Origin of the sequence: Marinobacter shengliensis, from assembly GCF_030297115.1 — a bacterium.
In the GTDB taxonomy this organism is placed as follows: Bacteria; Pseudomonadota; Gammaproteobacteria; order Pseudomonadales; family Oleiphilaceae; genus Marinobacter; species Marinobacter shengliensis.
Window position 1 is genome coordinate 3,648,225 of the sequence record NZ_AP028062.1, and the last position, 24,815, is coordinate 3,673,039.

The 24,815-nt window shown below is 57.6% G+C and carries 24 protein-coding genes and 1 other RNA gene; 10 read left to right on the plus strand and 15 right to left on the minus strand.

Annotation, left to right across the window (positions count from 1 at the left end; all coding sequences use genetic code 11):
• Position 1 precedes the first annotated feature (1 nt).
• From QUE75_RS16745 to QUE75_RS16755, 3 genes are read right to left on the minus strand one after another with little or no spacing between them, the layout of a single operon-like run.
• Entirely contained in the window at positions 2–280 is a 279-nt protein-coding gene (locus tag QUE75_RS16745; RefSeq protein ID WP_061330647.1) for an RnfH family protein, read from the minus strand.
• A complete protein-coding gene (locus QUE75_RS16750; RefSeq protein ID WP_061330648.1) occupies positions 280–726 on the minus strand; it encodes a type II toxin-antitoxin system RatA family toxin in 447 nt (148 codons plus the stop codon). The genes QUE75_RS16745 and QUE75_RS16750 overlap by 1 nt, the downstream gene beginning before the upstream one ends.
• Positions 727–786: 60 nt before the next feature.
• A complete protein-coding gene (locus QUE75_RS16755) occupies positions 787–2,382 on the minus strand; it encodes a sodium-dependent transporter (RefSeq protein ID WP_286251885.1) in 1,596 nt (531 codons plus the stop codon).
• A 181-nt stretch (positions 2,383–2,563) separates the two neighbouring features.
• Between QUE75_RS16755 and smpB the strand changes: the two genes are divergently transcribed.
• From smpB to QUE75_RS16780, 6 genes are all read left to right on the plus strand, one after another.
• Positions 2,564–3,046: an SsrA-binding protein SmpB gene (gene smpB / locus QUE75_RS16760; RefSeq protein WP_058092531.1), complete on the plus strand. Its 483-nt coding sequence runs from the start codon at positions 2,564–2,566 to the stop codon at positions 3,044–3,046.
• Positions 3,047–3,184: 138 nt separating this feature from the next.
• Positions 3,185–4,603 carry a wax ester/triacylglycerol synthase family O-acyltransferase gene (locus tag QUE75_RS16765; protein WP_286251886.1) on the plus strand — a complete coding sequence of 473 codons (1,419 nt, stop codon included), beginning with the start codon at positions 3,185–3,187 and terminating at the stop codon, positions 4,601–4,603.
• Positions 4,604–4,673: 70 nt separating this feature from the next.
• Positions 4,674–5,038: a transfer-messenger RNA gene (ssrA, locus tag QUE75_RS16770) on the plus strand.
• 646 nt (positions 5,039–5,684) lie between these two features.
• On the plus strand, positions 5,685–5,804 hold the full coding sequence (locus tag QUE75_RS20620) for a YhfG family protein (RefSeq protein ID WP_230714772.1): 120 nt from the start codon (positions 5,685–5,687) through the stop codon (positions 5,802–5,804).
• Entirely contained in the window at positions 5,797–6,396 is a 600-nt protein-coding gene (locus tag QUE75_RS16775) for a putative adenosine monophosphate-protein transferase Fic (RefSeq protein ID WP_230714774.1), read from the plus strand. Before QUE75_RS20620 ends, QUE75_RS16775 begins: the two co-directional genes overlap by 8 nt.
• 247 nt (positions 6,397–6,643) lie before the next feature.
• The gene (locus QUE75_RS16780) at positions 6,644–7,531 is read left to right on the plus strand and encodes a chemotaxis protein (protein ID WP_286251889.1); all 888 of its coding nucleotides are present in this window, start codon (positions 6,644–6,646) and stop codon (positions 7,529–7,531) included.
• Here the strand turns inward: QUE75_RS16780 and QUE75_RS16785 are convergent.
• The 5 genes from QUE75_RS16785 to mqo all read right to left on the minus strand — a co-directional run bounded on the left by QUE75_RS16785 (position 7,528) and on the right by mqo (position 15,079).
• Entirely contained in the window at positions 7,528–8,361 is an 834-nt protein-coding gene (locus QUE75_RS16785) for a hypothetical protein (RefSeq protein ID WP_286251891.1), read from the minus strand. The genes QUE75_RS16780 and QUE75_RS16785 overlap by 4 nt on opposite strands.
• 74 nt (positions 8,362–8,435) lie before the next feature.
• Complete coding sequence (locus QUE75_RS16790; RefSeq protein ID WP_286251892.1) at positions 8,436–10,106, minus strand: acetolactate synthase large subunit; 1,671 nt, start codon at positions 10,104–10,106, stop codon at positions 8,436–8,438.
• Positions 10,107–10,136: 30 nt separating this feature from the next.
• Positions 10,137–12,161 carry a hypothetical protein gene (locus QUE75_RS16795; RefSeq protein ID WP_286251893.1) on the minus strand — a complete coding sequence of 675 codons (2,025 nt, stop codon included), beginning with the start codon at positions 12,159–12,161 and terminating at the stop codon, positions 10,137–10,139.
• 52 nt (positions 12,162–12,213) lie between these two features.
• Positions 12,214–13,446 carry an ATP-grasp domain-containing protein gene (locus tag QUE75_RS16800; protein ID WP_286251894.1) on the minus strand — a complete coding sequence of 411 codons (1,233 nt, stop codon included), beginning with the start codon at positions 13,444–13,446 and terminating at the stop codon, positions 12,214–12,216.
• Positions 13,447–13,597: 151 nt separating this feature from the next.
• Positions 13,598–15,079: a malate dehydrogenase (quinone) gene (gene mqo, locus QUE75_RS16805; RefSeq protein ID WP_106693820.1), complete on the minus strand. Its 1,482-nt coding sequence runs from the start codon at positions 15,077–15,079 to the stop codon at positions 13,598–13,600.
• Between the two features lie 405 nt (positions 15,080–15,484).
• Between mqo and QUE75_RS16810 the strand changes: the two genes are divergently transcribed.
• Positions 15,485–16,471, plus strand: coding sequence for a calcium/sodium antiporter (locus QUE75_RS16810; protein WP_286251898.1), 987 nt, complete (start codon positions 15,485–15,487; stop codon positions 16,469–16,471).
• A 16-nt stretch (positions 16,472–16,487) separates the two neighbouring features.
• On the opposite strand, the gene QUE75_RS16815 is transcribed toward QUE75_RS16810, so the two are convergent.
• Positions 16,488–17,252 (minus strand): lysophospholipid acyltransferase family protein, encoded by a 765-nt coding sequence (locus QUE75_RS16815; RefSeq protein ID WP_286251900.1) that lies wholly within the window; start codon positions 17,250–17,252, stop codon positions 16,488–16,490.
• A gap of 197 nt (positions 17,253–17,449) precedes the next feature.
• Here QUE75_RS16815 and sorT point away from each other — a divergent pair, with 197 nt between their 5' ends.
• Positions 17,450–18,676, plus strand: coding sequence for a SorT family sulfite dehydrogenase catalytic subunit (gene sorT / locus QUE75_RS16820; protein ID WP_286251902.1), 1,227 nt, complete (start codon positions 17,450–17,452; stop codon positions 18,674–18,676).
• Between the two features lie 58 nt (positions 18,677–18,734).
• Positions 18,735–19,046 carry a SorU family sulfite dehydrogenase c-type cytochrome subunit gene (gene sorU, locus QUE75_RS16825; protein ID WP_286251904.1) on the plus strand — a complete coding sequence of 104 codons (312 nt, stop codon included), beginning with the start codon at positions 18,735–18,737 and terminating at the stop codon, positions 19,044–19,046.
• A 25-nt stretch (positions 19,047–19,071) separates the two neighbouring features.
• On the opposite strand, the gene msrB is transcribed toward sorU, so the two are convergent.
• The 3 genes from msrB to chrA form a co-directional block, all read right to left on the minus strand.
• Entirely contained in the window at positions 19,072–19,497 is a 426-nt protein-coding gene (msrB, locus tag QUE75_RS16830) for a peptide-methionine (R)-S-oxide reductase MsrB (RefSeq protein ID WP_106693822.1), read from the minus strand.
• 11 nt (positions 19,498–19,508) lie between these two features.
• On the minus strand, positions 19,509–20,159 hold the full coding sequence (gene msrA / locus QUE75_RS16835; RefSeq protein ID WP_286251906.1) for a peptide-methionine (S)-S-oxide reductase MsrA: 651 nt from the start codon (positions 20,157–20,159) through the stop codon (positions 19,509–19,511).
• Between the two features lie 91 nt (positions 20,160–20,250).
• Positions 20,251–21,429, minus strand: a complete 1,179-nt coding sequence (chrA, locus tag QUE75_RS16840; protein ID WP_286251908.1) for a chromate efflux transporter — start codon at positions 21,427–21,429, stop codon at positions 20,251–20,253.
• Between the two features lie 139 nt (positions 21,430–21,568).
• Here chrA and QUE75_RS16845 point away from each other — a divergent pair, with 139 nt between their 5' ends.
• On the plus strand, positions 21,569–22,543 hold the full coding sequence (locus tag QUE75_RS16845) for a metallophosphoesterase (RefSeq protein WP_152439106.1): 975 nt from the start codon (positions 21,569–21,571) through the stop codon (positions 22,541–22,543).
• Between the two features lie 5 nt (positions 22,544–22,548).
• Here the strand turns inward: QUE75_RS16845 and QUE75_RS16850 are convergent, their stop codons facing one another.
• The 3 genes from QUE75_RS16850 to QUE75_RS16860 are packed head-to-tail and all read right to left on the minus strand — an operon-like array spanning position 22,549 to position 24,754.
• Positions 22,549–23,031, minus strand: a complete 483-nt coding sequence (locus QUE75_RS16850; protein WP_106693826.1) for a CDP-archaeol synthase — start codon at positions 23,029–23,031, stop codon at positions 22,549–22,551.
• A 25-nt stretch (positions 23,032–23,056) separates the two neighbouring features.
• Entirely contained in the window at positions 23,057–24,433 is a 1,377-nt protein-coding gene (locus QUE75_RS16855; RefSeq protein ID WP_286251911.1) for a class II fumarate hydratase, read from the minus strand.
• Positions 24,434–24,466: 33 nt separating this feature from the next.
• Positions 24,467–24,754, minus strand: a complete 288-nt coding sequence (locus tag QUE75_RS16860) for a hypothetical protein (RefSeq protein WP_061330666.1) — start codon at positions 24,752–24,754, stop codon at positions 24,467–24,469.
• Positions 24,755–24,815: the final 61 nt, after the last annotated feature.

A 24,815-nucleotide genomic window follows, 5' to 3' on the forward strand; every position in this document is an offset into this window, starting at 1 on the left:
TTCAGGCTTTCTTTTTGGCCCGGTTCAGCCGGGCCTGTTTGGGATCTATCTTCAGCGGCCGGTATAGTTCAACCCGGTCTCCCTCGCGCAGCTCATGGCCCGCGGGGTCTTTAATGACTTTGCCAAACACGCCCATATCCGTTGCGTTCGCGTCAATTTCCGGGAAAATATCCGTTATTCCAGACAGTTTCACGGCCTCGATGGCTGTGGTTCCCTCAGGCACCTCAATCGCCACAATTTGCTGCTTGTCTGGCCGGGCATACGCTACCTCTACCTGCATCAAACTACCCCTCCCCGATAAATCTGGTCTGCCCGGCGGCAAAACGCATCCACCATGGTGTTGGCCGCCTGATTGAATACCGGACCAAAGGTCATTCGGGACAGGGAACCCGAAAACTCAAACTCCAGGGTCAGGATCACCTTGCAGGCCTGCTCGTTGAGCGCCTTGAAATGCCACCGCCCCCGCAGATTTTTCAGCGGACCATCCACCAGGCTCATCTCGATCGCCTCGGGCATCAACAGCTGATTACGTGTGGTCAGGCGATGGCGCACACCGCCCTTGGCAATCTCCAGTGACGCCATGATCTCTGCATCCGTCTGTTCGTGCACCTCTGCCCCGGCGCACCAGGGCAGAAACTCGGGATACCGTGCAATATCATTGACCAGATGGAACATGCGCTCTGCGGAGTGCATGACCAATGCGGTCTTATCAATCTGATGCGCCATGAAAACCGGGATTCCTGCGTTTTTTGCAACAAAAGAGCCTGACTGGCCCGCGAAGGCCAACTACACACTATGATAAAGGATATCGTCCCCGTTGGGGGCGTTTTCCGTCGGCTGGCTTTCTGCGCCCTGACCAGACGCGTTACCTTCTGGCCCCGGGCCCTCACTGTGCGGGCTTACGGGCAAACCGTCACCGTCATCGTTTGCCGTCGCAGGCATCGGTTCTTTTGGCGCGCCATCTTGTGCGCACCAAATGGCGGCGCTGCCGTTATCACACAGGTTTGACAACGAGAATACTGTGTATTGTATGCCAATCCAGGCCACCAGAACCGGCAGAACAAGGCGCATGACCCAATACCAGATCTTGCGAATAGCCACCGGGGTGCTGCCAAGAATCCTTGCGGCATAGCGCCGGGTCAGGCACCAACCGGCAAAGGTGGCAATCAGCAGGGCCACCAGCGGAATCAGTATGCCGCCCGTCGTCAGCTCCAGCCATCGGAAAAGGGTGGCACCGGCAAACCGGTAGTCCGCCCAGAGATTGAAGGAGAATAGCGAACCCAGGCCGGCAGCCCACACGGCAACACCGGCAATAACCGCAGACCACCCCCTGGGTGCGCCAGTCCACTCACGGAACCAGCCCACCACAGGCTCCAACAGCGATATGGCGGTCGCCCACACGATCATGAGCACCAGCAGGAACACCGCCGCAATGATCAACTGACTGTGGGGCAACTGGGCCAGCGTGACCGGCAGGGAGACAAACAACAACCCGAAGCCACGCTCACCATCAAGACTGGCACCATCCAGCGCCACCGAGAACATCATCAGCCCCGCCAGGATGGCCACCAGAGTGTCCATCAACACCACCGCCAGCAATGACCGCTTCAACCGGGTATGTGACGTGCTATAAGCGCCGAAGATCGCCCACACCCCCATCCCAAGGCCAAGGGTATAGAAAGCGTGAAAAAAGGCCGCCTTGACGCTATTGAAACCAACGTCGTCCGGCCGCAACGCCAGGATGTGTTCAATACCCGAATCCAGCCGCCCATGACTGGCCGACAAGGCAAATAACCCCAGCATCAGCAGCAACGCTGCGGGCACCAGAAATCGCAGCGATCGCTCCAACCCCTTCACAACGCCCTGGGCCGATACCCAGACCACGAGAACCAGGAAGAACGCATGCCAGGCCATAAACTCACGGTGCCCACCCGGCCTGGACACCAGGTCCGTCAGGATACCGGTCGCCGCCTCGGGCGTCGCTGCCCTGAAACTGTCTGCTGCCCCAAAGAAGACATAGGCCAGCACGATGCCACCGAACACCGCCGTGAATGACAACACCAGGAACGCGGCAAGCACACTCAAGGGGCCGGCCAGGCGCCACAGCGGCGAACAGCCTGCGTCTTTCACCATGCCGTCCATCGCCAGCACGATGCCATGGCGTGAGTGCCGCCCAAGCACCGCCTCGGTCACCATCAGGGGCAGGGTTACCAGCAGCAGGCAGGCGAGATACAGGAAAATGAACAACCCGCCACCGTGAATACTGGCAAGGTATGGAAACTGCCACAGATTGGCCAGGCCCACGGTTGCGCCCACCGAGGCCCAGAAAAACGTGGATTTTCGGGTAAATGACCCGATGGACGTGTGATACTTGCTCGCCATGGCGATCCCTGACAGTCAAATGCGCCCCATTGTAGCCGAAGGCGGCATCCCGGAACGACTGGATCTACAAGCCCGGCGGTGAAATCGTGACCCGTCTGGCAGTCCTGGGCTACAATGCCCGATTTACCGGCCAACAGTCACCCGGCCGGCACACACATTCTTCCGATCCCGGACAGGATTCATGAGCAAGAAGAAAGCAAACGGACCAACCAGCAACACCATTGCCCTGAACAAGAAGGCAAAGCACGAATATCATATTGAAGAACGCTTTGAGGCCGGCCTTGCCCTGCTGGGCTGGGAAGTGAAATCGCTGCGGGCCGGCAAGGCTCAGCTGGTAGACGCCTACGTACTTCTGAAAAATGGTGAAGCCTGGCTGTTGGGCGCTCATATCACGCCGCTCAACACCGCCTCCACCCATGTGATCGCCGATCCGACCCGTACCCGCAAACTGCTGCTGCACGCGAAGGAAATTGCCAAGATCATCGGCCAGGTCAATCAGGCCGGGCATACCTGCATACCGCTCGCCCTGTACTGGAAAGGCAATAAAGTGAAATGCGAAATTGCCCTGGTGAAAGGCAAGAAGCTGTTTGACAAGCGTGCCACCGAAAAAGAGCGTGACTGGAACCGCCAGAAACAGAGAATCATGCGCGAGGCCAATACCTGAGCCTCGCTCGCACTGTCGCTTTTACCGCCTCTTTCCCGGCCTCGGAATCCCTCCTATACTCAGGTGTTCACACCTGCTCCGACCCCACAGGCAGTACCTGGAGCCCCTGTTAGTTGGCAAACAGCAAAGGGAGAGCTTATGTCATCTGAACGGACGGCAATGACGTCAGTCGACCGATCCTGGCTGCGTATGGACACCCCGGAGAACCCCATGATGATCTCCGCGGTGCTGATGTTCGAGCAACCGATTCCGATCAAACGGCTAAAACGCACACTCGAAGAACGATTTCTGAGATTCAGGCGCTTTCGCCAACGGGTGGTTGAGAAGGGGGACAAATGCTACTGGGAAGACGATCCCAACTTTGATCTCGACAACCACCTGCACCGCATTGCACTGCCAGGACAAGCCAGTAAGAAAGAGCTGCAGGAACTGGCCAGCGACTTCAACAGCACGGCGCTCGACTTTCGCTGGCCACTCTGGCAAATCCACTACATCGATAACTTCAACGGCGGCTGTGCCCTGCTGATCCGCATTCACCACTGCATTGCCGATGGCATTTCACTGGTTCGGGTTCTGCTATCGCTCACCGACCGGACACCAGAACCCAAACTGGAACGCATCGCCAAGAAAGTCGCCATTCCCAAACCCCAGGGCAACGCTGCCACCCGCTTTTTGCACCGCCTGGTGGACAGCAGCCAGGCCGGCTGGCAACAGGCGCAACTGTTCCTGGATTCCGTTCGGCAAGAGCCCAATTACCCCCTGAAACTGGCGCGGACCGCCGGTGGCATCGCCATGGACCTGGCGAAACTCGGGCTGGCCCCTTTTGAGCCAAAAACCAGCCTGAAGAGCCAACTGGTAGGCCGCAAGAAAGTGGCCTGGGCGGAGCCCCTGGCCCTGGATGATGTCAAACACTGCGCCAGGACCCTGGGTGGAACGGTCAACGACGTATTGCTGTGCGCCGCCACCGGCGCCCTGAGCCGGCACTTTACCGAACACAAGCAAACCATACCCGATTGCGGTATTCGCGTTGCGGTGCCGTTCAACCTTCGGCCCCTGGACCAACCCATTGAGTCATTGGGCAATCAGTTTGGCCTGGTTCTGGTATGCCTACCCGTGGAAGTACATGACCCGTTGATGTGCTTCCGCCAGGTGCAGGAAAACATGAATAGGCTCAAACAGTCCTACCAGGCCCAGGTAACCTACAGTCTGTTGGACCTGTTTGGCCGGGGCCCGGATATTCTTGAGCGCCGGGCCCTGGACCTGCTCAGTAATAAGGCCTCTGCAGTACTGACCAACGTGCCCGGCCCGAGGCATCCGGTTTACCTGGCTGGCAGCAAACTGGTGCAACCCATGTTCTGGGTGCCCCAGAGCGGCAACATCGGCATTGGCATGAGCATATTCAGTTACGCCGACACCGTACAGTTCGGCATCACCGTCGACAAGGGCATCCAGGCCGACCCGCAAGCAGTGATGAACTACTTCCGGGACAGCTTCCAGCACCTGTACGACGCGGCCATGTCTCACGCCCATGGCCTGCACATTGCACAGGCCTCGTGAACAGGATAAGTACAAATAGTGACAAACAAGCCTTGAAGTCCGGCAAACCGGACACATATACTGATCATAAGGGGACGACATGGCTTCGACGCTGGTGGCGAACCCTTGGGTGCATGTCGAGATGGCAGCCAATCTCGTTAATCCAAAGCTGCAACGCAATAGTCGCAAACGACGAAAACTACGCACTAGCAGCGTAAGCTGCTAGTCGTCCTGACCGGGTCGCCCGTAGCCCGGAAGCAACATCTCAGGACGTCATCGCTTACGGGATGCTCCTTTATCCAGAGCTCACTGGCTAAAGGCTAAGATTTAAAGAGCTCGCCTCTCGCACCCTGGCCTTCGGGTCGCAAGAGGTTAAATTAATAGAAGGACACTAAACATGTAGATCTCAAGGCCTAGTGCTGGCGGACGCGGGTTCAATTCCCGCCGTCTCCACCAACTTCCAAGAGAAAAGCCCCTGATTTTAGGGGCTTTTTTTATGCCTCTGCTAAGCTATTCCCCTTTAGTGTCCACATTTAGTCCACGGAAGATACGCATGAGCCTCCCTTGGAAACGGTGTAGAATCCCTGGCATCCCTGCCGTCGGTGAGCCCCGGTCTTCCTGACCAATCAGCTCACTGCCAATGTAACGTTACACGTTGTAACGTTTAGTCGTTTTGTCTTAATCCGGGGTGAGACTTTTACTACATTGCCCTTTCTGCGATGCCGGCTAATCCGGTTCGATTCGTTCTGCCTGGGAAGCCGATAACGGCTGTGGCGAGGTTCGCGGCAAGGACTGCAGAGAAGATCTTTAACCAAGACATCATTCACTCCTTTGAAAATGGTTATGTGAAGATTACCCAATGCGGTTGTTAGGTAGCAACACAACATAGGATCAGTCGGTCGATTTACTGATCTAGCCTTAATGGTAAGGATTTGAAGAACTGATATACTGAGGTGACCGGTTAAGGCTCTAGAGCACGTATAATCTTGCTGCAACCGATCAAATTTAGCGGCCAATATAGGGTTATGTCACGATGGCTCGAAACGCAGAAGCTAAAATGCCGTCAGACGAGCAGAAAGCGGCACACGTCAGAAAAACCAGGATGGCCAATTATCATGCCAGCATGCGCCTTGAAGGCTTCTGCGTGAAGGAAGGCCCCAAAGCGTCGAACAAGAAAACATTGATCCGGAAATACAAAAAGCTGGCTATGAAGTGTGCTTGATAAGTATGGCGTCGGTAACGACAGCTACTGCTATAAAAACTCAGATGTTTTAATCAACCTCTTCGACATAAGGGACGGCGAACTGCTACACGAAGCAGAGCGCGAGATCTCGAACGTCAATGCCGATACCATCGAGTTCAGCCCTCCCCCTTATGATTTAGATTACCTCAGATCGATTCATCGGGTGCTTTTCCAGGAGATCTATTCCTGGGCCGGTGAATTACGAACGGTTGATATCTCGAAAGCCGATACGCGTTTCTGCACTGTCCGACGAATTGAGAAAGAATCGGATAAGATCTTCGACTGCCTCAAGAAAGAGGAATACCTCACTTCGCTACCCCGGGATCAGTTGGTCGTAAAGGCCGCAGAGTACTACGGTGACATCAATATGATTCATCCATTCAGAGAGGGTAACGGACGGGCACAAAGGATCTTCTTCGAACACCTCATCGTGAACGCTGGGTTCGACATTTCTTGGAACGGAATTGATCCAGAGAGGTGGATTAAAGCGAACGAAGCGGCCGTGGTTTGTAACTACGCTCCCCTCGCAGAAATTTTTGAAAAGTGCATTGGTGAGCCATTGGCGTTCTAGAATTCAGCGACGCTGAGGTTGGCATTTCTCGCCAAATCTACTGCTATGATTCAACGCCTGAAAGTGTCCACAAAGTGTCAACGCAACTGCGGTTTTGAGTGGTAGGGAAAAGCCCTGTCACCAATTGATACAAACCAGTGAAACCCTGCATCACAGCAAAGCTGCTACTATTGCTACAGATGAATTCCAACTTCTACAGAACAGCTCCTCACCGTAGGGGCTTTTGTGTTTGCAAGGATCCTTTTGTATGTCCAGCAAAGCGAAGCAGTCCCAGAAACTCTTACTGTTCCGCCTTTTCGGATCGCGCCTTTTTGGTCTGGGTACGCTCAAGATTCGGGAAATCCTGCCCTTTCAACGGCTGACCAAGTTGCCCCATAGTCATCACGCGGTTATTGGCACTGCTACGTTCCGGGGTTCAGCGGTTCCTGTTATTGATATGTCGGCTGCGGTTGGTTATCCGGCGCTGACAAAAGAAGAGCAGGCCAAGGGCTCCATCATCGTGACCGACATTCAGCGCCAGGAGATCGGCTTTCTGGTGCGCAGCGTTCAGCAGATTATCGAAACCGACTGGAAGAGTGTGATGCCGCCACCCAAGGCGCTGGGCACCAATGCCTTCATCACGGGCCTGCTGGATGTGGAAGGCGACATCATTCAGCTGCTGGATGTGGAGCTGCTGCTGGCGAAGGTGTACCCGGAGTCTCTGGACGCCGGCGAGGTGGTGCTGTCAGATGTTCAGAGTGAAACCCTGCGGTCCCTGAACATTCTGCTGGTGGATGATTCACAGGTGGCCCGCAAGCAGCTCAGCGATGTGCTGGACAGCAAAGACATTACCTACCATGTGACCACCAACGGTGACGATGCCCTGCAGGTGCTGCTCAGCCAGCACGAACGGGGTACACCGATCGACATCCTGGTCAGCGATATCGAGATGCCAGGGCTGGACGGCTACGAACTGACGTTCAATGTTCGCGACAATAACGCCCTGAAACAACCCTACATTATTCTGCACACGTCCCTGAACAGCGAGATGAGCCTGAGCTATGCCAACCAGGTGGGCGCCAACGAGGCGCTCACCAAGTTTGATGCCGAGGAACTGATGGAGGCAATGCTGAGAGGGGCCGAGCAAGCCAGTTAAGGCCGAATGTCTTCGATGAAGGCTTCGGCGTCGGCCCGCATTTCGGCAAGTTTTTCGTTCAGCTCTTCCTGATACCGGTTGAGCGTTTCCCGGCTGAGCCGGCTGAAGCGCTCAGCGGTTTCCGCAACGGTGCGGCTGGCATTGGCCAGGGCCTCGAGGGTGGGCTCGCTCAATTCATCTGCCTGCCGCCCAAGGTCCCGTGCGGTCTGCTCCATGATAGCCTGGTCGTCGGCGGATTCAGGTTGATCATCCTTGAGTGCCTCGTCAAGCGAACGCTCAAGGGCGCGCATGGATTCCTGCAATCGCCGGGCAAAATCCTCCATTGCGCTCTCAGCCCTTCGGCTCATCTCGTCAGAGTAGGTTTCCAGGTCTCTGGCCAACTGCTCCATTTTGTCTTCAAGCTCGCTGCTTGAAGAGGAAAAGGTCGCACTGAGCCTCTGCCCCAGCCGGCTCAACTCACCCATGATGTTACTGAACGGGGACGGGTTCAGTATGGCCTCCCCTGTGCGCTGATAGTCCACCAGCCACTGGGCCTGCTCCCGCACCAGATAGGTGGTCAGTTCCAGACGTTCTCCGCCGGAGCGTTCTTCCGCCGGTAGGCGGGTAACGATCGTTGCTTCACGCTCATCAATAACAACCCGGCCAAAGGAAGGAACGGCGTTGGCCCAGCTTCGCTGGTAGCCGTCAACGTCACGGGGGTCGTCCAGTGTGGAGAATCTCACCACGTCACCTGCGTCGTTGTCGGCCATGGCCTGCCAAAAAGCCGCTGCCACTTCCTGGGGCGTTTCAGGCTTGCTGCAGCCGGTTATCGCCAGCACAACGAGCGCCATCAAAAATCCATGAACACCAAGACGAATCATTCATCAGCACCTTGCATACAATACTTTCTCGCATCATACACGCGTCACAGCCGACAGGTCAGTTCCGCCAGTTCCTCATCAAACACCCTCCGGTTCTCACTGTAATCCACTGGCACATCCACCAGGTGGACACCGCCCTCGGCCAGGGCGCTTTCCAAGGTAGGGTGAAGGTCCTCTGTCCGGGTTACGCGGTGCCCTTTGGCGCCGTAGGACTGGGCATAGGTGACAAAATCCGGGTTGCGGTAATCCAGGCCATAATCGGCATAGCCTTCCTGGCCCTGCTTCCACTTGATCATGCCATAGGCGCTGTCATTAATGATCAGCACCACCAGGTTAAGTTTTAGGCGGACTGCAGTCTCCAGCTCCTGGCTGTTCATCATGAAGCCGCCGTCACCGCAGATGGCCATCACCTTCAGATGCGGGTACAGCATGGCCGCCATCATCCCGCTGGGCAGGCCTGCTCCCATGGATGCCAGGGCGTTGTCCAACAGCACGGTGTTGTTGTCGTAGGCCGGATAGTTTCGGGCAAACCAGAGCTTGTACATGCCATTATCCAGGGCAATGATGCCGTCGTCGGGCATCACCTGGCGCACATCGTGGACAATCCGCTGGGGAATCACTGGGAACCGGCCATCTTCCGCCCGTTCCTGCAAATGCGCATCCACAGCCTTTTTGACCTCCATCAGACCGGCGAAGTCATGGTTCGCACACTGGCCACAGTGCTCGGCCAGATACTCGACGCTGTTTGCAATATCGCCGACCACTTCATGCTGGGGAAAGTACACTGGGTCGACATCCGCAGCACTGAAATTCACGTGGATGACTTTTTTGCCGCCGGGGGTCATAAAAAATGGCGGCTTTTCTACCACATCGTGGCCCACGTTGATCACCAGGTCAGCCCGGTCTATGGCGCAGTGCACAAAGTCACCGGCAGACAACGCTGCGTTGCCCAGGTATCCGGGGTGGCGTTCGTCGACCACGCCCTTGCCCATCTGGGTGGTGAAGAAGGGAATGCCGGTTACGTTCACCAGGTGCAGCAAGGCCTGGGATACCCGTTTGCGGTTGGCGCCGGCACCGATCATGATCAATGGGTGTCTTGCCTCGCGCAGCATGTCGCAGGCCATTTCCAGGCTCTTCCCGCTGGCCGAGGGCCGGCGGGCGTCACTGGGCTGGAAGATGTGGGTGTCGCGGGCCGGTTGCTCCGCTGCGATGTCCTCGGGTAACTCGAGATGAACGGCCCCTGGGCGCTCTTCAGAGGCAAGACGGAAGGCCTCCCGGACTTTCGCGGGAATGGTATTGGCATTGCTGATTTGCCGGGTGTATTTGGTTAGAGGGCGCATCAGGTCCACCACGTCCAGAATCTGGAACAGGCCCTGTTTCGACGATTTGATCGGCTTCTGCCCGGAGATCATCATCATTGGCATGCCACCCAATTGGGCATAAGCAGCGGCGGTCACCAGGTTCGTGGCGCCTGGGCCAAGTGTGGACAGGCAAACGCCCACCTGCCCGGTAAGCCGCCCGTAGGTGGCCGCCATAAAGCCTGCGGCCTGTTCATGGCGATTGAGCACCAGTTCGATGCTGGAGTTCCTGAGGGCATCCAGAAAGGCCAGGTTTTCCTCACCTGGCACGGCGAAAATGTACTTAACGCCCTCGTTTTCCAGCGCGCGGATGAACAATTCAGCGCCATTACCGACGGGTTGTTGCTCTTTAGCCATGCTCGCCCTCGTGATCAGTGAGTTTCTGGATCAATCGGTTCTCGGTGGTTCCGCTTGCAGGGTATCTGCGGGCACCCGGTCTACTCCCCAACTACGGTACACTCCGTCTATTACACGACCGAGCTCGTCGTCGTTCACTTCGGCAGGCTCACCGCGCTCCAGTGGGTCGTAATGGTAGATGTACAGGCGAGAAGTGAACTGTTCAAACGGCAGCGAAGATTCCCCGAAGCGCTCACCAAAGCCAGAAGTGCTGACCTGCACACCGTCGCCCCAGTTCTGGCCGCTGTCGTTGTTCGGATTGAAGAAATACACTCGCATCTCACTGTCCGGGTCCAGCGCAACCCGGAGAATGGTAATTGCATGCCAGCCAATGAAGCGGGCGGCGCTGTCGGTAACCGCGATACCGGCCGGCTGAGGGTGAATCAATGGCTGGTTGCCGTTGTAGTACGGGTGGTAACTGGCATAGAAGTAGCGGATAAAGCCTTCGAGGTCGGTCAGTTTTCCGGTGGCCACGTCGACGTTGATGGCAAAGCCCCGGCCAGCGGACCAACCATGAAATTCCGGGTTAACCCACTTATGGGGGTCGCCTTCACGGCCTATGCATAGCCGCCCCATTTCGGCGTATATGCGGTCAAGATGCGGCACAACAATCAGAGACACCGGGTCCAGATCCAGAGTCACCTCTGACGCCACGCCCCCCAAGCTCTGGGCGGATGACACCGGCTGCCCCTCAAAGTGCATGACAATCTCATTGTCCCGGGCGGCCCAGGCCACCATCTGCAGCAGGTAGTCCGGATCATTGTAGGCCCACATGGACAATGCCCGGGCAGACTGGCAGGTAGGATTATTACCCTGCCCGACCCCCAACGGCTGGCCCAGCATGTTCAACACGCCCTGAATCAACCAGGCTGAGGGGTTTGGCTGATAGCCATAGGCAAATTGCAAACGCTCGTAGGCTTGTGGGCACAGCGATAGCCGTAACTGGCGCCAGAGCGCCGGTGCCACCGGGGGCTGGTATAGAATGCCTCGCTCAAGCAGCAGTGCCAGGCCATACAACCCCTGGGCGGTCTCAGGAAATGCGGACTCGAGGATCAGGGCGTGCGCCAACTCCCGGTAGCACAGCAGGCAATCGCGGCCAGTGCTGGATAACCCCAGCGCGTCGCTCAGCAATGAATCCTGACCGTCCAGAATATAGCGCACGAAAACCGCGTGGTAAGGCGAAACCAGCCCCGTGTCATGCATGGAGCGCGCAAACCCGGTCGCTTCGTTCTGCAAGGCCGAGTTGTCCATCGTCTCCAGGCGCTGCTGGTAGATCGTGATGCCGGGGTCTTCGCTACAGGCCCGGGTTGGGCCATAGAGACTGGAAATCAGCCGATCCGCCCCCCGGCCTGCGGTTCCCAGATCAGCATTGGGCTCTGCCCGGCAGATGGCAATCTGGGTAATCATCCTGCGCACGTCGCTGACGCGGATCGGCCGCTGCTCGAGTATCCGCCAGATCTCTTCGATCAGGCTGTCGATCACATGCTCATAACCGATGTGTCTGGCCACATATTGAACCAGCGCCTGCGCAATGAGAGCCAGTTTGCCCTGTTCGCGCTCGGCTTCGCCGGTCATTCCAAACAGCAATCCAAGATTGATGGCCAGCACCTGGGTCAGGTAATGATGCGCTTGTTCCGCTGACACGCCCGTATGCTGATAATCTCCCTTGGCCACGGCCAGCAGGCGCAACTCGCTCAGAGCTTCGATAACCACCGTGTCGGCGTTCGGGCTTTGCAGGGAATAGGTGGTCAGCGAAGGTAACAAGATGGAGGGATCGGCCCAGTCAGTGCCTGCGAAAACCCCGGCCTGTTCGAGCTTCCGGGATCGCGCTTCAATGACCTCACAACCACCCGGTTGCAGCAGTACCCGCCGGGCAAGGTCGAACAGCTTCGGGAGCTTGCCGGCCTTTGCAAACGGCCGGCTCTCCTCGAGAGCCACAATGGACTCGTCCAGTTTTTGCACCAGCCTGTCTATATTGACAGTTGGCACCTGGCTGGCCGGTTGGTGATCACTCAAACGAGGTTCCTCAGGGCCTGCATCAAACCCTTTCCGTTAATGCATTCCTTGATTATACATAGAAATCGAGCTCTTCCTGATGTTTGAGCAGATCCCTCAGAACATAGGGATCCTCACCGAAGAAATACACCAGACCCCAGTGGGTACCAAAGGCGGTGCGTTTGGTCACCGTTTCTTCGAGCGGTGGCGTCAATTCGTGGGACTCGAAGTAGTCGTGGCTTTCGGTCTCCTCCGGGATCTCCAGGCGGCTGACCACACGGCGGCGTGGGTATACCCCGAAGCAGCCGGCATAGCCCTTGGCGTCCACCACCTCTTTCGGGAAGAAGGCTTTGATTTCCTCTTCCGTGGTTTTCGGGTCAAAGGCCATGATCAATCCTTGATAGGCATTGAAGCCATAGGCACGCTCAAGCAGTTCGAACACTTTGAAGCCAGGGGGGCGGTAGGCCACTTCGCCAAAGTACATGGTGCCATCACTGGTCACGAAGTATTCCGGGTGGACAAAGCCGAAGTCGATATCGAAGGTTTTGATCAGCTTTTCGATTTCTGCCGTGATCTGTGCCCGGTATTTCTCAAGGTCCGGTGTGGCCGGAACGAACACAGAATAGCCGAGCGTAACGTACTCGGAAATATTAAGAAAACAGATCTTGCCGTTGTGAATCCAGGCTTCTACGGCAAACTCCCAGCCGTCCAGGTGGGACTCCATCAACACCGGAAATTCCTCATCAGGAATGGTGTCGACCTCATCAGGGGTCCGAATAACCCGATGGCCCAGGCAGCCCGCTTTATCAAAGGCCTTGAGGTGGATTGGGTCGTTGGGATCGCCGTCCAGTTTTAGCAAGGTCTGGTTCACCCGTTTCAGGAAACGGACCACATCATCACGGTCGTGGGCTTCTTCGAAAATACCCACTCGTATCCCACCGAGCTGGGCACGCCGCTTCATCAGGGCTTTATCCCGCAACAGCATGGCCTGCCCGAACAATCTCGGGTTATCCAGAAGTACGGAGTTGATAGCGCCAGCCCACTCCACCGTTTCTTCAAACAGGGGGATGGCTACATCAACGCCCATTTTCTGAAGCGTTTGGGCAATTTCAAAGGAACGGTCGTTCAGGCGTTCAAAGTTCCAGGGAACGTATGGAATGTTGTGTTCTGCACAATAGGCTTCTGCCCAGTCTGGCGCCACCACCACGTAACGGCGGTCAAACTTGTCTGCCGCTTCGACGGCATTCAGGCTCCAGCCCAGCAGGGCGACATACCCTTTGTCGGGATTATAGTTCTGTTCAGTCACAGCGCTCTCCTCGTCAGGGTTGGCCTTTCAGCCTGCACCTGTTAGCTGAAAATCGCAACTTTTGGGCAGAGCGACGTCAAACAAAAACGGGCGCCAGAACCAAATCTGGAGCCCGTTAAAGAGACAGCCTGAGTGTATCAATCGGTGCCGATTAACCCAGCTTCAAAGTCGAGAGCGTGCGCTCTCGAACCCGGTTGAGCAGCTGTTCATCGTTCACCAGAGATTGTCCGTAGGAAGGCACCAGCTCCTTCATCCGCTCCTGCCACTGGTCCGTCTTCAACTTCTCCGGGAAGCAACGTTCAATCACGTTCAGCATTGCGTTAGCCGCTGTCGATGCGCCAGGAGACGCGCCCAGCAGGGCCGCCAGCGAACCATCCTTTGCTGCCACGATCTCGGTACCAAACTCCAGCTTGCCGCCCCCTTCCGGGGTTTGCTTGATGATCTGTACCCGCTGGCCAGCCATCTGCAGCTTCCAGTCGTCTTCCCGGGCATCCGGGAAAAAATTGCGCAAAGATTCAACCCGGTCGCCATGGGACTGGAACACCTCACCAATGAGGTAACGCGTCAAATCCATATTGCTTTTGCTCACCGAGAGCATCGGTCTAAGATTGGTGGCGCGAACGGAACCGAACAGATCAAACACCGAACCCTGCTTCAGGAAGCGGGTGGTAAAACCAGCGAACGGTCCGAACAGAAGTGCAGGTTCACCGTTGATGATCCGGGTATCCAGGTGCGGAACGGACATCGGCGGCGCGCCAATGGGCGCTTTACCGTATACCTTGGAATCATGTTGCTCAACAATGTCCGGCTTCTGGCACACCAGCCACTGGCCACTGACCGGGAAGCCGCCGTAACCGCGGGCTTCATCAATGCCGGATTTCTGCAACAGCGGCAGCGCGCCGCCACCGGCACCCAGGAACACAAAGCCGGCCTCCAGTTTGGTCAGCTCGCCGGTCTTCTGGTTCTTCACCCGCAACTTCCAGCGGCCATTGTCCCGCTGATCGATGTAATGCACCGGGCTGCTGAGCATCAACTCAAAGTTGGGCTGGGTTTCCAGCCATTCGACCATGCTGCGGGTAAGGGAACCGAAATCCACATCCGAACCGTGCTTGATACGGGTTGCCGCCACACGCTGCATCGGGTCGCGATGCTTGACCACCAGCGGCATCCACTCGGACAGATCGTCTGGGCTCTCGGTATATTCCATCTCGCGAAACAGATGGTGTTCTTTCAGGCGCTCGTAACGACGCTTTAGGAAAGCGACGTCTTTCTCGCCCCAGACAAAGCTCTGGTGTGGCGTGCGGTTAATAAAAGTAGAAGGCTCCGGCAGAATGCCCTGCTCTACCAGGTACGACCAGAACTGCAGTGACACCTCAAACTGCGCATTGATTTGCAGTGCTCTTGCAATTTCAACGTCGCCATCGTCGGTTTCGGGGGTGTAGTTGAGTTCACAGTAGCCGGCGTGGCCGGTACCTGCGTTATTCCATCCGTCTGTGCTTTCATGGGCAACGTGGTCTAAACGCTCCACCATGACGATATCCAGTGACGGGTCCAGCTGCCTGAGCATCATGCCGAGGGTTGCGCTCATGACGCCCCCACCGACCAGCACTACGTCTGCCTGTCTAACGGCCATTGGTTTTCACCCTAGCTAGTGTTGAGCCTGTTGCCACTCCACGATCAGCGAAAGCGGCCTGTCGGAAGCCAGCGGGGCGCGAGGTAGACGGCGCTGCTGTATGCCTCCGGTCTGAAATTGGGCGCATTATCCCGATTTTTGCCGGAATAATAAATTGCGATTGTCAATCGATGTGTGTCGGGCTAACTATTATGGTTTGCCACGATTTTCGCGCGTTTTGTTAACAATATCAGCGCCACTTTAGTCTGATACCCCTTTCCTGATAGTGCGGATCAGTGCCAGTAACAAAAAGTTCGTTGCCAACAGGGCTGACCTGAATCCACCACTTGCGGTATCTTGTGCGCCACCCGTTCCCCACCGGCAGTCCTGCGTGGGGGCCACTCCATTTTGATTGAGGTCTATTCTATGCTGATGGCGATAGGTGCCATTCTTGCTGGTCTTGTCCTGCTGGTCTGGAGCGCTGACAAATTTGTTGATGGCGCAGCAGCCTCCGCCAAGCATCTGGGCGTACCGTCACTGCTGATCGGCATGGTGATTATCGGCTTCGGCACCTCGGCACCGGAACTGGCGGTATCTGCGATGGCCGCCTCCGATGGCAATCCCGGTCTGGCACTGGGTAACGGCTACGGTTCGAACATCACAAATATTGCCCTTATCGTCGGTTTGACGGCCATCATAGCCCCCATCACCATGCGCTCCCAGGTCATACGCAAGGAATTACCACTGCTGGTGGTATTGACCCTCATCGCTGGGGCCCAATTAATAGATGGTGAACTAACGCGACTGGATGGATGGGTGTTACTGGGCGTTTTTGCAGCGGTGATGGGCTGGTCAATCTACCAGGGCGTCAAGAACAAAGACGACCCATTGGGCAACGCTGCCGATGCCGAATTGATAGAACATCCCATGCCGCTAAAGCACGCCGTCATCTGGCTGATCATCGGGCTGGTTCTGCTTATTGCCAGTTCCAGATTGCTCGTTTGGGGAGCCGTCACCGTGGCCCAGACTCTTGGCGTAAGCGATCTGATCATCGGGCTGACCATTGTGGCCATTGGCACGTCACTACCGGAACTGGCCTCGGCCATCGCAGCGGTGCGCAAGAATGAGCACGATCTGATTCTGGGCAACATCCTTGGTTCGGGCATATTCAACACCCTGGCCGTGGTTGGCCTGGCCGCTGCCATTCAGCCATTATCCGTAGACCCGGAAGTGCTTTACCGGGACTGGACTCTGATGCTGGCACTCACCGTTGGCCTGCTGTTGATGGGCTTCGGCCTGACGGGCTGGCGCAAGCTGGTCTCGCGGGTGGACGGCACAATACTGGTGACAGTGTACTTCGCCTACACTGGCTACCTTTTCTACACCGTGGTGGCCGCCAATACAGGCGGCTAGAAAATACAGAGCCCGGTTACTCGGGCTCTCCGTCACCCAACAGTTGTTCCAGGCTCTGGCGTACATCTGACATGATCTGCGCCAGGTCTTCCTTGCTTTTACCCGCTGTTTCAATGGGCGTTCCGACTCGAACGTCGACCGGCTGACCAAGATTGATTTGCAAGCTCCGAGCCGGTAGCACCTGATGTATACCGCGAATGGCTACCGGCAAAATCACCGCCTCAGTATCCAGTGCCAGGTGAAAACAGCCTTTCTTGAACGGCAACAGTGTGCCGTCGGAGGAGCGGGTGCCCTCCGGAGCCGCCCAGAGCACAATACCGCTTTCCATCATCTGCTTTGCCCGCTCCAGGTCCCGGACGGCGCGGATACGATTAGACCGGTCGATAGAGGGAAACTCCGCTGCCGCCATCGCCTGCCCCAGCAGGGGAATCCGGAAAAGTTCCTTCTTGGCCAGCATCCGGATGGAGCCTGGCAAAGACACAAAACTCACCGGAATATCGTAGTGGCTGGCATGGGTACTCATGATGATGTAGCGACGCCCGTCATTGAAGTCCGGAACCTCGCCCCGCACCGTCAGGCTTGCCCGCACCAGCTTCAGCAGCGCGGCAGACCACTCCCGGCAGTATTTGTCGACAATCGGCCGATTCAAACGACCAAACAACGCCCTCAGTAGCACCAGCGAGGAGTAGATGGCGGTAAGCCCTACCGAGCCCAATACAACAGCGGCACGTCTTAGCAGCGTCGCAGACTCCGTCAGGGGGCTCAAGTTCAATCGTTTCATGCACACGTCCTTTCCGCTATGAGCCGGGCCACGATGGGACCGGTGTAACTGGACCGAATTATAGCGGTTCGACCGCCCTGTGAATAACGGCCAAACGTATTGCTCAATTCTTGACCAGCGACTATAAGTAATAAAGTTATAACCTGCCCATACGGGCAGTACACCGTCCAACGACAATCCCAATAAGGAGACGGAACATGAAACAGCAGCAAGCCCTTGCACGGGGGCCCAACGATCCTGGGCTGGAAAACCCGACACGCCGAAACCTTCTGGTGGGCAGTGCCGGTGCCATGGCGGCGGTCAGTCTGCTGGGCATAACGCCCCTGGCCAAAGCCAGTGAGCCGAAATCACTCCCCGACTACGCCGCCTGGAAGGATCGCACTGCGCTGATCGTTCACAGTGCCAACACCATGGAAACCGAGAGGGGGGCCATTGGCAATGGTGTGATCACCGCCAGCGACCGGTTGTTTGTGCGCAACAACCTTCCAGCGCCACCCTCATCCATCACCGACAATGCCGATGCCTGGGAGGTTCGCATTGAAGGTGTTCGTAATCCGCGCACCCTCACCGTAGGCGAACTCAAAACCATGGGCGTCACCACAGTAGCCTCCGTACTCCAGTGTTCCGGCAACGGGCGTGCCTTCTTCCCACACGGCGCAGGCGGAACACAGTGGAAAACCGGCGCGGCGGGTTGCGTGATGTGGACCGGCGTTCCCCTGAAAAACGTGGTTGAAGAGCTTGGCGGTATGGCCGATGGTGTCCGATACATCACCGGCACAGGCGGCGAATCCCTGCCTGATGGCCTGGACCCCAAGAGCATCATGGTGGAACGTTCGGTACCCACAAGGGCCCTGGACACCGCACTTCTGGCCTGGGAAATGAATGATACGCCGTTGACGCACACCCATGGCGGGCCACTACGGCTGGTGGTGCCCGGGTACTACGGCGTGAACAATGTGAAGTATGTGAAGAACATTGCCTTCACCGAAAACCAGACCGACGCCAAGATCCAGGCCTCAGGCTATCGGGTTCGGGAGGTTGGCAAACCCGGTTCCCCGGATCAGCCCTCCATGTGGGAGATGAACGTCAAATCCTGGGTGACCGCACCCCTGGAAACAGGCCGCAGTGGTCGAAACATGATATACGGCGTGGCGTTCGGCGGTGTGACCGCACTGGAAAAGGTTGAAGTGTCCATAGACGGTGGCAAAAGTTGGAAACAGGCCCGATTCCTGGGGCCTGATCTGGGCCCTTATGCCTGGAGACCATTTGTCATGGCCACTGAACTGACACCGGGGGAGCACCGCATTGTCAGCCGAGCCACTGATGCAGAAGGCAACAGCCAGCCCGAAGGCCGGGTTGATAATGAACGTGGCTATGGCCATAACGGCTGGAGTGACCACGGAGTAACGGTCACCGTCAGTTGAACCATGACAGGGCGAGCGGTGGAGCCCCACTCGCCCTGGCTAAAACGGAAACAACAAGATGCGAAAAACTGCAGTACTCGCAGCCCTGGCCGGACTGAGCCCCTGGGCAATGGCCGACAATACCGACCTGGGTAAGGAAGTCTTCACTCAGACAGCACAACCCTCCTGCACTATCTGCCATGCTCTCGCCGATGCTGGCTCGTCCGGCGCCATCGGCCCGGACCTGGACGAGCTAAAGCCAACCCGGGATCAGATCGTCAACGCAGTGCTTGGCGGCGTGGGTGTCATGCCGGCATTCGAAGATTCACTGTCTTCCGAACAGATTCAGGCACTGGCCGACTACATCCTGTCGGTCACGTCTGACCAGTAAGCCCAAGGGGAAAGCCCCTTGGGCTTCACCCCTGCTCCTTAAACACCATGGCGATGGAGTTCAGGCAATACCGCTGACCGGTGGGCGCCGGGCCGTCCGGGAACACGTGCCCAAGGTGGCTGTCACAGCGCGGGCAGCGGATCTCGGTGCGGCTCATACCCAGGCTGTGGTCTTCAATGTACCGGATATGCTCCGGGGCGAACGGCTGAAAGAAACTGGGCCAGCCGGTTCCGGAATCAAATTTGGCGTCCGAGCTGAACAACGGGAGATCACACAGCCGGCACAGGTAAACCCCGGCTTTCTTGTTATCCAGCAAGGTGCCACAGAACGGGTGCTCGGTGCCGTGATCCAGCAGTACCCGTTTTTCCTCAGCGGTCAATCCCGCTGCCCTTTCCTCAACCTCTGCTTTCGTCAGAGGGGTCAGGTCATAGCCTTTTGCCGATACCGTCATTGGGAAACTCCTCAGGCCCGGTCAGGATCATCGTCACTGAATTCAGGTTTCAGGTGGTCTGGCCAGGTGCTGACCAGCTTGGCCATCTTGGGTGCTGCCACCGCCAGAATGTATGGCTGCCTGGGATTACGAGCCGCAAAATTCTGATGGTATGCCTCCGCAGGGTAGAACGCGGTGAGCGGCTCCAGCCGGGTAACAATCGGATCGGAATACACGCCGGCGGCATCAAGCTGGCGAATGTACGCCTCGGTCACCTGCCTCTGATCATCCGTTTCGTAGAACACCGCTGAGCGATACTGGCTCCCAATATCGTTACCCTGGCGGTTCAGTTGGGTGGGGTCGTGAGCCACCGAAAAGAACACTCTTAGCAACTCGCCAAAGCTGACCTTCGCCGGGTCGTAGTGAACATCCACCACCTCCGCATGGCCGGTGGTCCCGCTGCAGACAGCCTCATAGTTGGCCGCTTCGGCCGCACCACCGGCGTATCCGGATTCCACACGGATGACACCGTCAATCGCCACCAAAACCGCTTCAACACACCAGAAACAACCTCCAGCCAGAACCACCCGGGATTCACCCGCGGGCTCGTGCAGGTCTTTCTCAGGTGCCGGAAACCGGCTACGAGGCACGGTCAGTCCTGGAATGTTGCATGCGTCACTCATCAGGTTGCTCCAGTGGGTTCAGTTTATTCGATTGTGGCGGTTCTGGTTCGGAATTCCAAACGGGGAGTTCACGCTCTTATACGTACGGGTGTTACAAAAAGACCGCTCCGAGCAGCGCACTGGCGGGTGCCAGCAGCCATACCGGCACCCGAACGATGACCAGTGCCAGCCAGAACACCAATGCCAGAGCGAAATAGCCGGCACCGTGAATGGCCGACGTCCAGACCGGGTCGTACAGCGCTGCAAGGAGCAAGCCCACCACCCCGGCGTTGACGCCCGCCAGTGCCGCTCGTGCTTTCTCGTGCTCACGTAACCACTGCCATAACGGTAGACCGGCGAACACCAACAGGGTTCCAGGCAGAAACACCGCAACCACTGCAATCAGAACGCCCGCAATGCCGCCCTCGGCACCCCCGAGAAACGCAGAGAAACTGAACAGTGGCCCCGGCACCGCCTGCGCGACACCGTAGCCAGCCAGGAAGGTATCGGCCGACATATTACCGGAGACCACAAAGCCCTCCTGGAGCCATGGCAACACCACGTGACCGCCGCCAAATACCAGGGCGCCGGCGCGATAAAGCTCCGCACCGATCCAGGCCAGGGATCCCGTTACCTGGGGAACAAAGGACAGTGCCAGCAACACCAAAAACAGCAGAGCAAACATTCCCGGCTTTCGCGATTGCAACGGCACCTGCAAGGATTCTTGCTTATTTTGCGAGGGCAATCCCAATGCCGCTCCTGCAACGGCTGCCAACGCCAGAACCAGTACCTGCATCCACACGGCACCAGCCAACAGCAGAACAACCGCCACCAACATGGCAATGACGATGCGAGGCCGATCAGGGCACAGCGACTGCCCCATCTGCCAGACCGCCTGTGCCACCACCGCCACCACAAAAAGCTTGAGGCCGCTGACCCAGCCACCCTCACCTAGGTCCGGCCAGAGCGTAAGCCCGAAGGCAAACAGCGCCATGACCAGTACCGAGGGCAAGGTAAAACCCACCCAGGCCGCCAAGGCACCGCCATAATGCCCCCGCAGAAAACCGATGGTCAGCCCGACCTGGCTGGACGCGGGGCCCGGTAACAGCTGGCAAAGCGCCACTACCTCACCGTAGGCGCTGTCTGACAGCCACTTCCGGCGCTTGACAAACTCATCATGGAAATACGCCAGGTGAGCTGCCGGGCCACCAAAAGACGTCAGCCCCAGCCGCAGAAAGATCAGGAATACCTGCCAGCTGCCTAATCGCACCGGCTTGTAGGATTCAGTCATTACTCGTTGTCTCTCCTGGATTTGCGGTGCATCAGTAAAACATGAACATTGTGTCTATCCGGTTGCACTACCCCGCTGACCATCCATAATGAGTGAAGGAATCAAACATAAGATTCCGCTCGGCATCAGGACGATTCACATGACCGCAAGGGTTCGCGCACCAGAAGATCAGAACGAACTTCTCCAGTACCGACTCAGCCTTCGGCTTGGCCCGGTGCATGCCCGCCAGCGACTGGGCATCGAACAGGAAGCCGAGGCCCGGGTGTTCGGGCGCGATCGTCGCTCGTTCCACCTTGAGAATGTCGCCAACGCGCCAAGGCTGATTCGGTTTTGCCTGCAAGCCATTGGCTTGTTTGGCCGGGCCCGGGAGAACAGCCGCAAGCTGACCACTGCCCGGAACACTTTTACCCTGCCCGATTTGCCCGAGGCGTTCGAGGGTTTTCGCATCCTGCACCTGACCGACCTTCACGTTGATATGGATGAACAGAACCTGAATGCAGTGATCGATCAGATCACGCCTCTGGACTATGACCTGTGTGTATTGACCGGCGATTACCGGAAGCTCACCTGGGGGCCGATTGACGCAGCCCTTGAGGGCATGGCCCGCCTGCGCCAGGCCATCCGGGGCGATGCCTACGCGGTACTGGGCAACCACGACAGCGTGCGCATGGTACCTGCCCTCGAAGACATGGGCTACCGGCTGCTGATGAACGAAATGGCACCCATTGCCCGCGGAGCAAGCAAGCTCTACCTGTCCGGCGTGGACGATGCCCATTACTACAAGGTTCACAACCTGCACCGGGCCGGCGATGATATTCCTCCCGGCGGCATCAGCCTGCTGCTGAGCCACACGCCCGAGATCTGGCGGGAAGCTGCCCATGCCGGATACGACGTGTTTCTGTGCGGACACACCCACGGCGGGCAACTTTGTCTGCCCGGGGGCGTTCCGGTCACCCTCGACTCCGACTGCCCTCGCCGGCTTGGCCGCGGTTTCTGGCAGGTTAACGGCATGCAAGGCTACACCTCGCCAGGCGCTGGCACATCTGTGCTGAATGTCCGCCTGAACTGCCCGCCGGAGGTTACCTTGCACACCTTGTCCCGGGGGCCGGGATAGCTTACTCAATGGGGCTGTTTGCGGATACCCAGACGATAAAGCACCGGAGAGAACAGCATATTGCTGAGCGCAAACAGCAGCGCCACGGCAACCGCTTCCCACAACGGCAAGGATAACCAGAGCCACGCCATGGCCATGGGTAGCAAGGCCTCGGGCAACTGGTCCAGCCATAATGCCCGGGCACTGGACTCGAGACCCTTCCGGCGTTTGATAAAACTGCTGACAAGGTCCCCCAGCAGGGCTAGCAAACCGAACAACGCGCCAAACAACCAGCCCAGCCCAACCCAGGCCGAAAACAGCAGACAAGACACCGTGCCCGCGACCAACCCTCGCCAGGTCTTGCTGGGGCCTAGCACCGGGCGACCGTCCCGCCAAACCCGACCGCCATCCACAGGCCGGTTGCCGGTCTGATGCAACAGCCTGGCCACGACCACCGGCGAGCCATTGGCCAGAACCAGCATGACAAACAGCTCCAGGGACAGCAGCAAGAATGACTCCTCCGGTCTTGCCCGCTCAGGTCAACCCGCCACGGGTGAGCTTGAGCGGGTCCATCAGTTTTTCCAGGTGTTGACGGCTGAGACCGCTGCGCTCCTCGGCCACATCAATCACCGGCCGACCGGTGCGGTAGGCTTCCTTGGCGATATCCGCCGCCAAGGTGTAGCCAATCTCTGGATTCAACGCCGTCACCAGTACCGGATTACGCCCGACACCGGCATTCAGATTATCGGCGTTCACCGTAAAGCCTTTCATCGCTTTGTCCGCGAGGATAGCGGAGGCCCCGGTTAACAGACCGATCATGTCCAGCAGGTTGCCCCCCACCAGAGGCAGCATCACATTGAGCTGAAAGTTTCCGGACTGGCCGGCAATGGCCACCGCATTGTCCAGCCCCATCACCTGGGCGCCCACCATGGCGACCGACTCCGGAATAACCGGGTTCACCTTGCCCGGCATGATGCTACTGCCAGGCTGCAATGCCGGCAGGCTGATTTCTGCCAGCCCGTGAATCGGGCCGCTGTTCATCCAGCGCAGATCGTTGGCAATTTTGGTGAGCACCACCGCCACACCCCGCAGTTGGCCTGACAGGGCGACAGGCGCATCCACAGCACTTTGACCAACAAACTTGTGCTCCATGGAACGGAACGGGTAGCCAGTGTTGCTGCGCAGGAACTTGATGAACTGACCAGAGAATTCAGACGCCGCATTCACACCGGTGCCCACTGCGGTGCCGCCCTGGGGCACATCCGCCAGTTCATCCATTGCCTGCTCAAGACGTTTCTCAGCCAGGGCCAGCTGCTCCCGCCATGTCCGTAATTCCTGCCCCAGGGTCACCGGCATGGCGTCCATCAGGTGAGTACGACCGGTTTTGACCTGGGCATTCAGTTCCGCTTCCCGCTCGTAAATGACACCCCGAAGGTGCGACAGGGCCGGCAGCAGTTGCTCTTTTACGGCTAAAAGCGAGCTGACGTGGATAGCCGTTGGTATCACATCGTTGGAGCTCTGGCTCATATTAACGTGATCATTAGGGTGGACATCGACACCCTGATTCCGGGCAATGGCCGCAATCACTTCGTTCACATTCATGTTGGTGCTGGTGCCGGAGCCGGTCTGATACCGATCCACCGGAAACTGGTCCGCGTGTTCGCCCTGGATCAGTTGATCACAGGCTTCGGCAATAGCGTCCCGCAAACGGGCATCCAGCAACCCCAAAGACGCGTTGGCCTGGGCTGCCGCCCACTTGATTTGCGCCACCGCCACAATGAACCGGGCCGGCATCGGCTGACCACTGACCGGAAAGTTATCGATGGCCCGTTGGGTTTGCGCGCCCCACAGGGCATTCGCGGGCACCTTCACGTCACCCAGGCTGTCTTTTTCCGTTCTGAACTCACTCATTGCGTCCTCCCTTTTTGCTTGCCAGGCGGGACACTAAGCCCCTCGGTCCTGCGATCTTAGCCTGACATGGTCGCAAATGCCGGTGACTTGCTCAAAATTGAGAATCAGTGTGTGGACGGTGTTGGTGTAGGTGTCATGCAGATGAAATTTGTAACGGCGCTGTTTCTCACCCTGCAGGAAGGCATCGTATTCGCGGACAAGCTCCCGCACGTCGCCGCCCTCATCCTGGCTCCAGGTCGCATTGAATGGGCCAAGCACAGCTCCGCCGGCCAGGCAAACGGTGACTTCATGGTTGGTAAGGGAATGCTCGGTGTGGCTCATGACGGTCTCCTGAATCAAGGACTGGTTCAGGAATAAGTGTAGTCGTAAAGCGCAAGCGCGT

Coding starts and splice junctions, on each gene's coding strand:
- QUE75_RS16745 (WP_061330647.1), bottom strand. CDS start 280: ATGCAGGTAGAGGTAGCGTATGCCCGGCCAGACAAGCAGCAAATTGTG.
- QUE75_RS16750 (WP_061330648.1), bottom strand. CDS start 726: ATGGCGCATCAGATTGATAAGACCGCATTGGTCATGCACTCCGCAGAG.
- QUE75_RS16755 (WP_286251885.1), bottom strand. CDS start 2,382: ATGGCGAGCAAGTATCACACGTCCATCGGGTCATTTACCCGAAAATCC.
- smpB (WP_058092531.1), top strand. CDS start 2,564: ATGAGCAAGAAGAAAGCAAACGGACCAACCAGCAACACCATTGCCCTG.
- QUE75_RS16765 (WP_286251886.1), top strand. CDS start 3,185: ATGTCATCTGAACGGACGGCAATGACGTCAGTCGACCGATCCTGGCTG.
- QUE75_RS20620 (WP_230714772.1), top strand. CDS start 5,685: ATGGCCAATTATCATGCCAGCATGCGCCTTGAAGGCTTCTGCGTGAAG.
- QUE75_RS16780 (WP_286251889.1), top strand. CDS start 6,644: ATGTCCAGCAAAGCGAAGCAGTCCCAGAAACTCTTACTGTTCCGCCTT.
- QUE75_RS16785 (WP_286251891.1), bottom strand. CDS start 8,361: ATGGCGCTCGTTGTGCTGGCGATAACCGGCTGCAGCAAGCCTGAAACG.
- QUE75_RS16790 (WP_286251892.1), bottom strand. CDS start 10,106: ATGGCTAAAGAGCAACAACCCGTCGGTAATGGCGCTGAATTGTTCATC.
- mqo (WP_106693820.1), bottom strand. CDS start 15,079: ATGGCCGTTAGACAGGCAGACGTAGTGCTGGTCGGTGGGGGCGTCATG.
- QUE75_RS16810 (WP_286251898.1), top strand. CDS start 15,485: ATGCTGATGGCGATAGGTGCCATTCTTGCTGGTCTTGTCCTGCTGGTC.
- QUE75_RS16815 (WP_286251900.1), bottom strand. CDS start 17,252: ATGAAACGATTGAACTTGAGCCCCCTGACGGAGTCTGCGACGCTGCTA.
- sorT (WP_286251902.1), top strand. CDS start 17,450: ATGAAACAGCAGCAAGCCCTTGCACGGGGGCCCAACGATCCTGGGCTG.
- sorU (WP_286251904.1), top strand. CDS start 18,735: ATGCGAAAAACTGCAGTACTCGCAGCCCTGGCCGGACTGAGCCCCTGG.
- msrB (WP_106693822.1), bottom strand. CDS start 19,497: ATGACGGTATCGGCAAAAGGCTATGACCTGACCCCTCTGACGAAAGCA.
- msrA (WP_286251906.1), bottom strand. CDS start 20,159: ATGAGTGACGCATGCAACATTCCAGGACTGACCGTGCCTCGTAGCCGG.
- chrA (WP_286251908.1), bottom strand. CDS start 21,429: ATGACTGAATCCTACAAGCCGGTGCGATTAGGCAGCTGGCAGGTATTC.
- QUE75_RS16845 (WP_152439106.1), top strand. CDS start 21,569: ATGACCGCAAGGGTTCGCGCACCAGAAGATCAGAACGAACTTCTCCAG.
- QUE75_RS16855 (WP_286251911.1), bottom strand. CDS start 24,433: ATGAGTGAGTTCAGAACGGAAAAAGACAGCCTGGGTGACGTGAAGGTG.
- QUE75_RS16860 (WP_061330666.1), bottom strand. CDS start 24,754: ATGAGCCACACCGAGCATTCCCTTACCAACCATGAAGTCACCGTTTGC.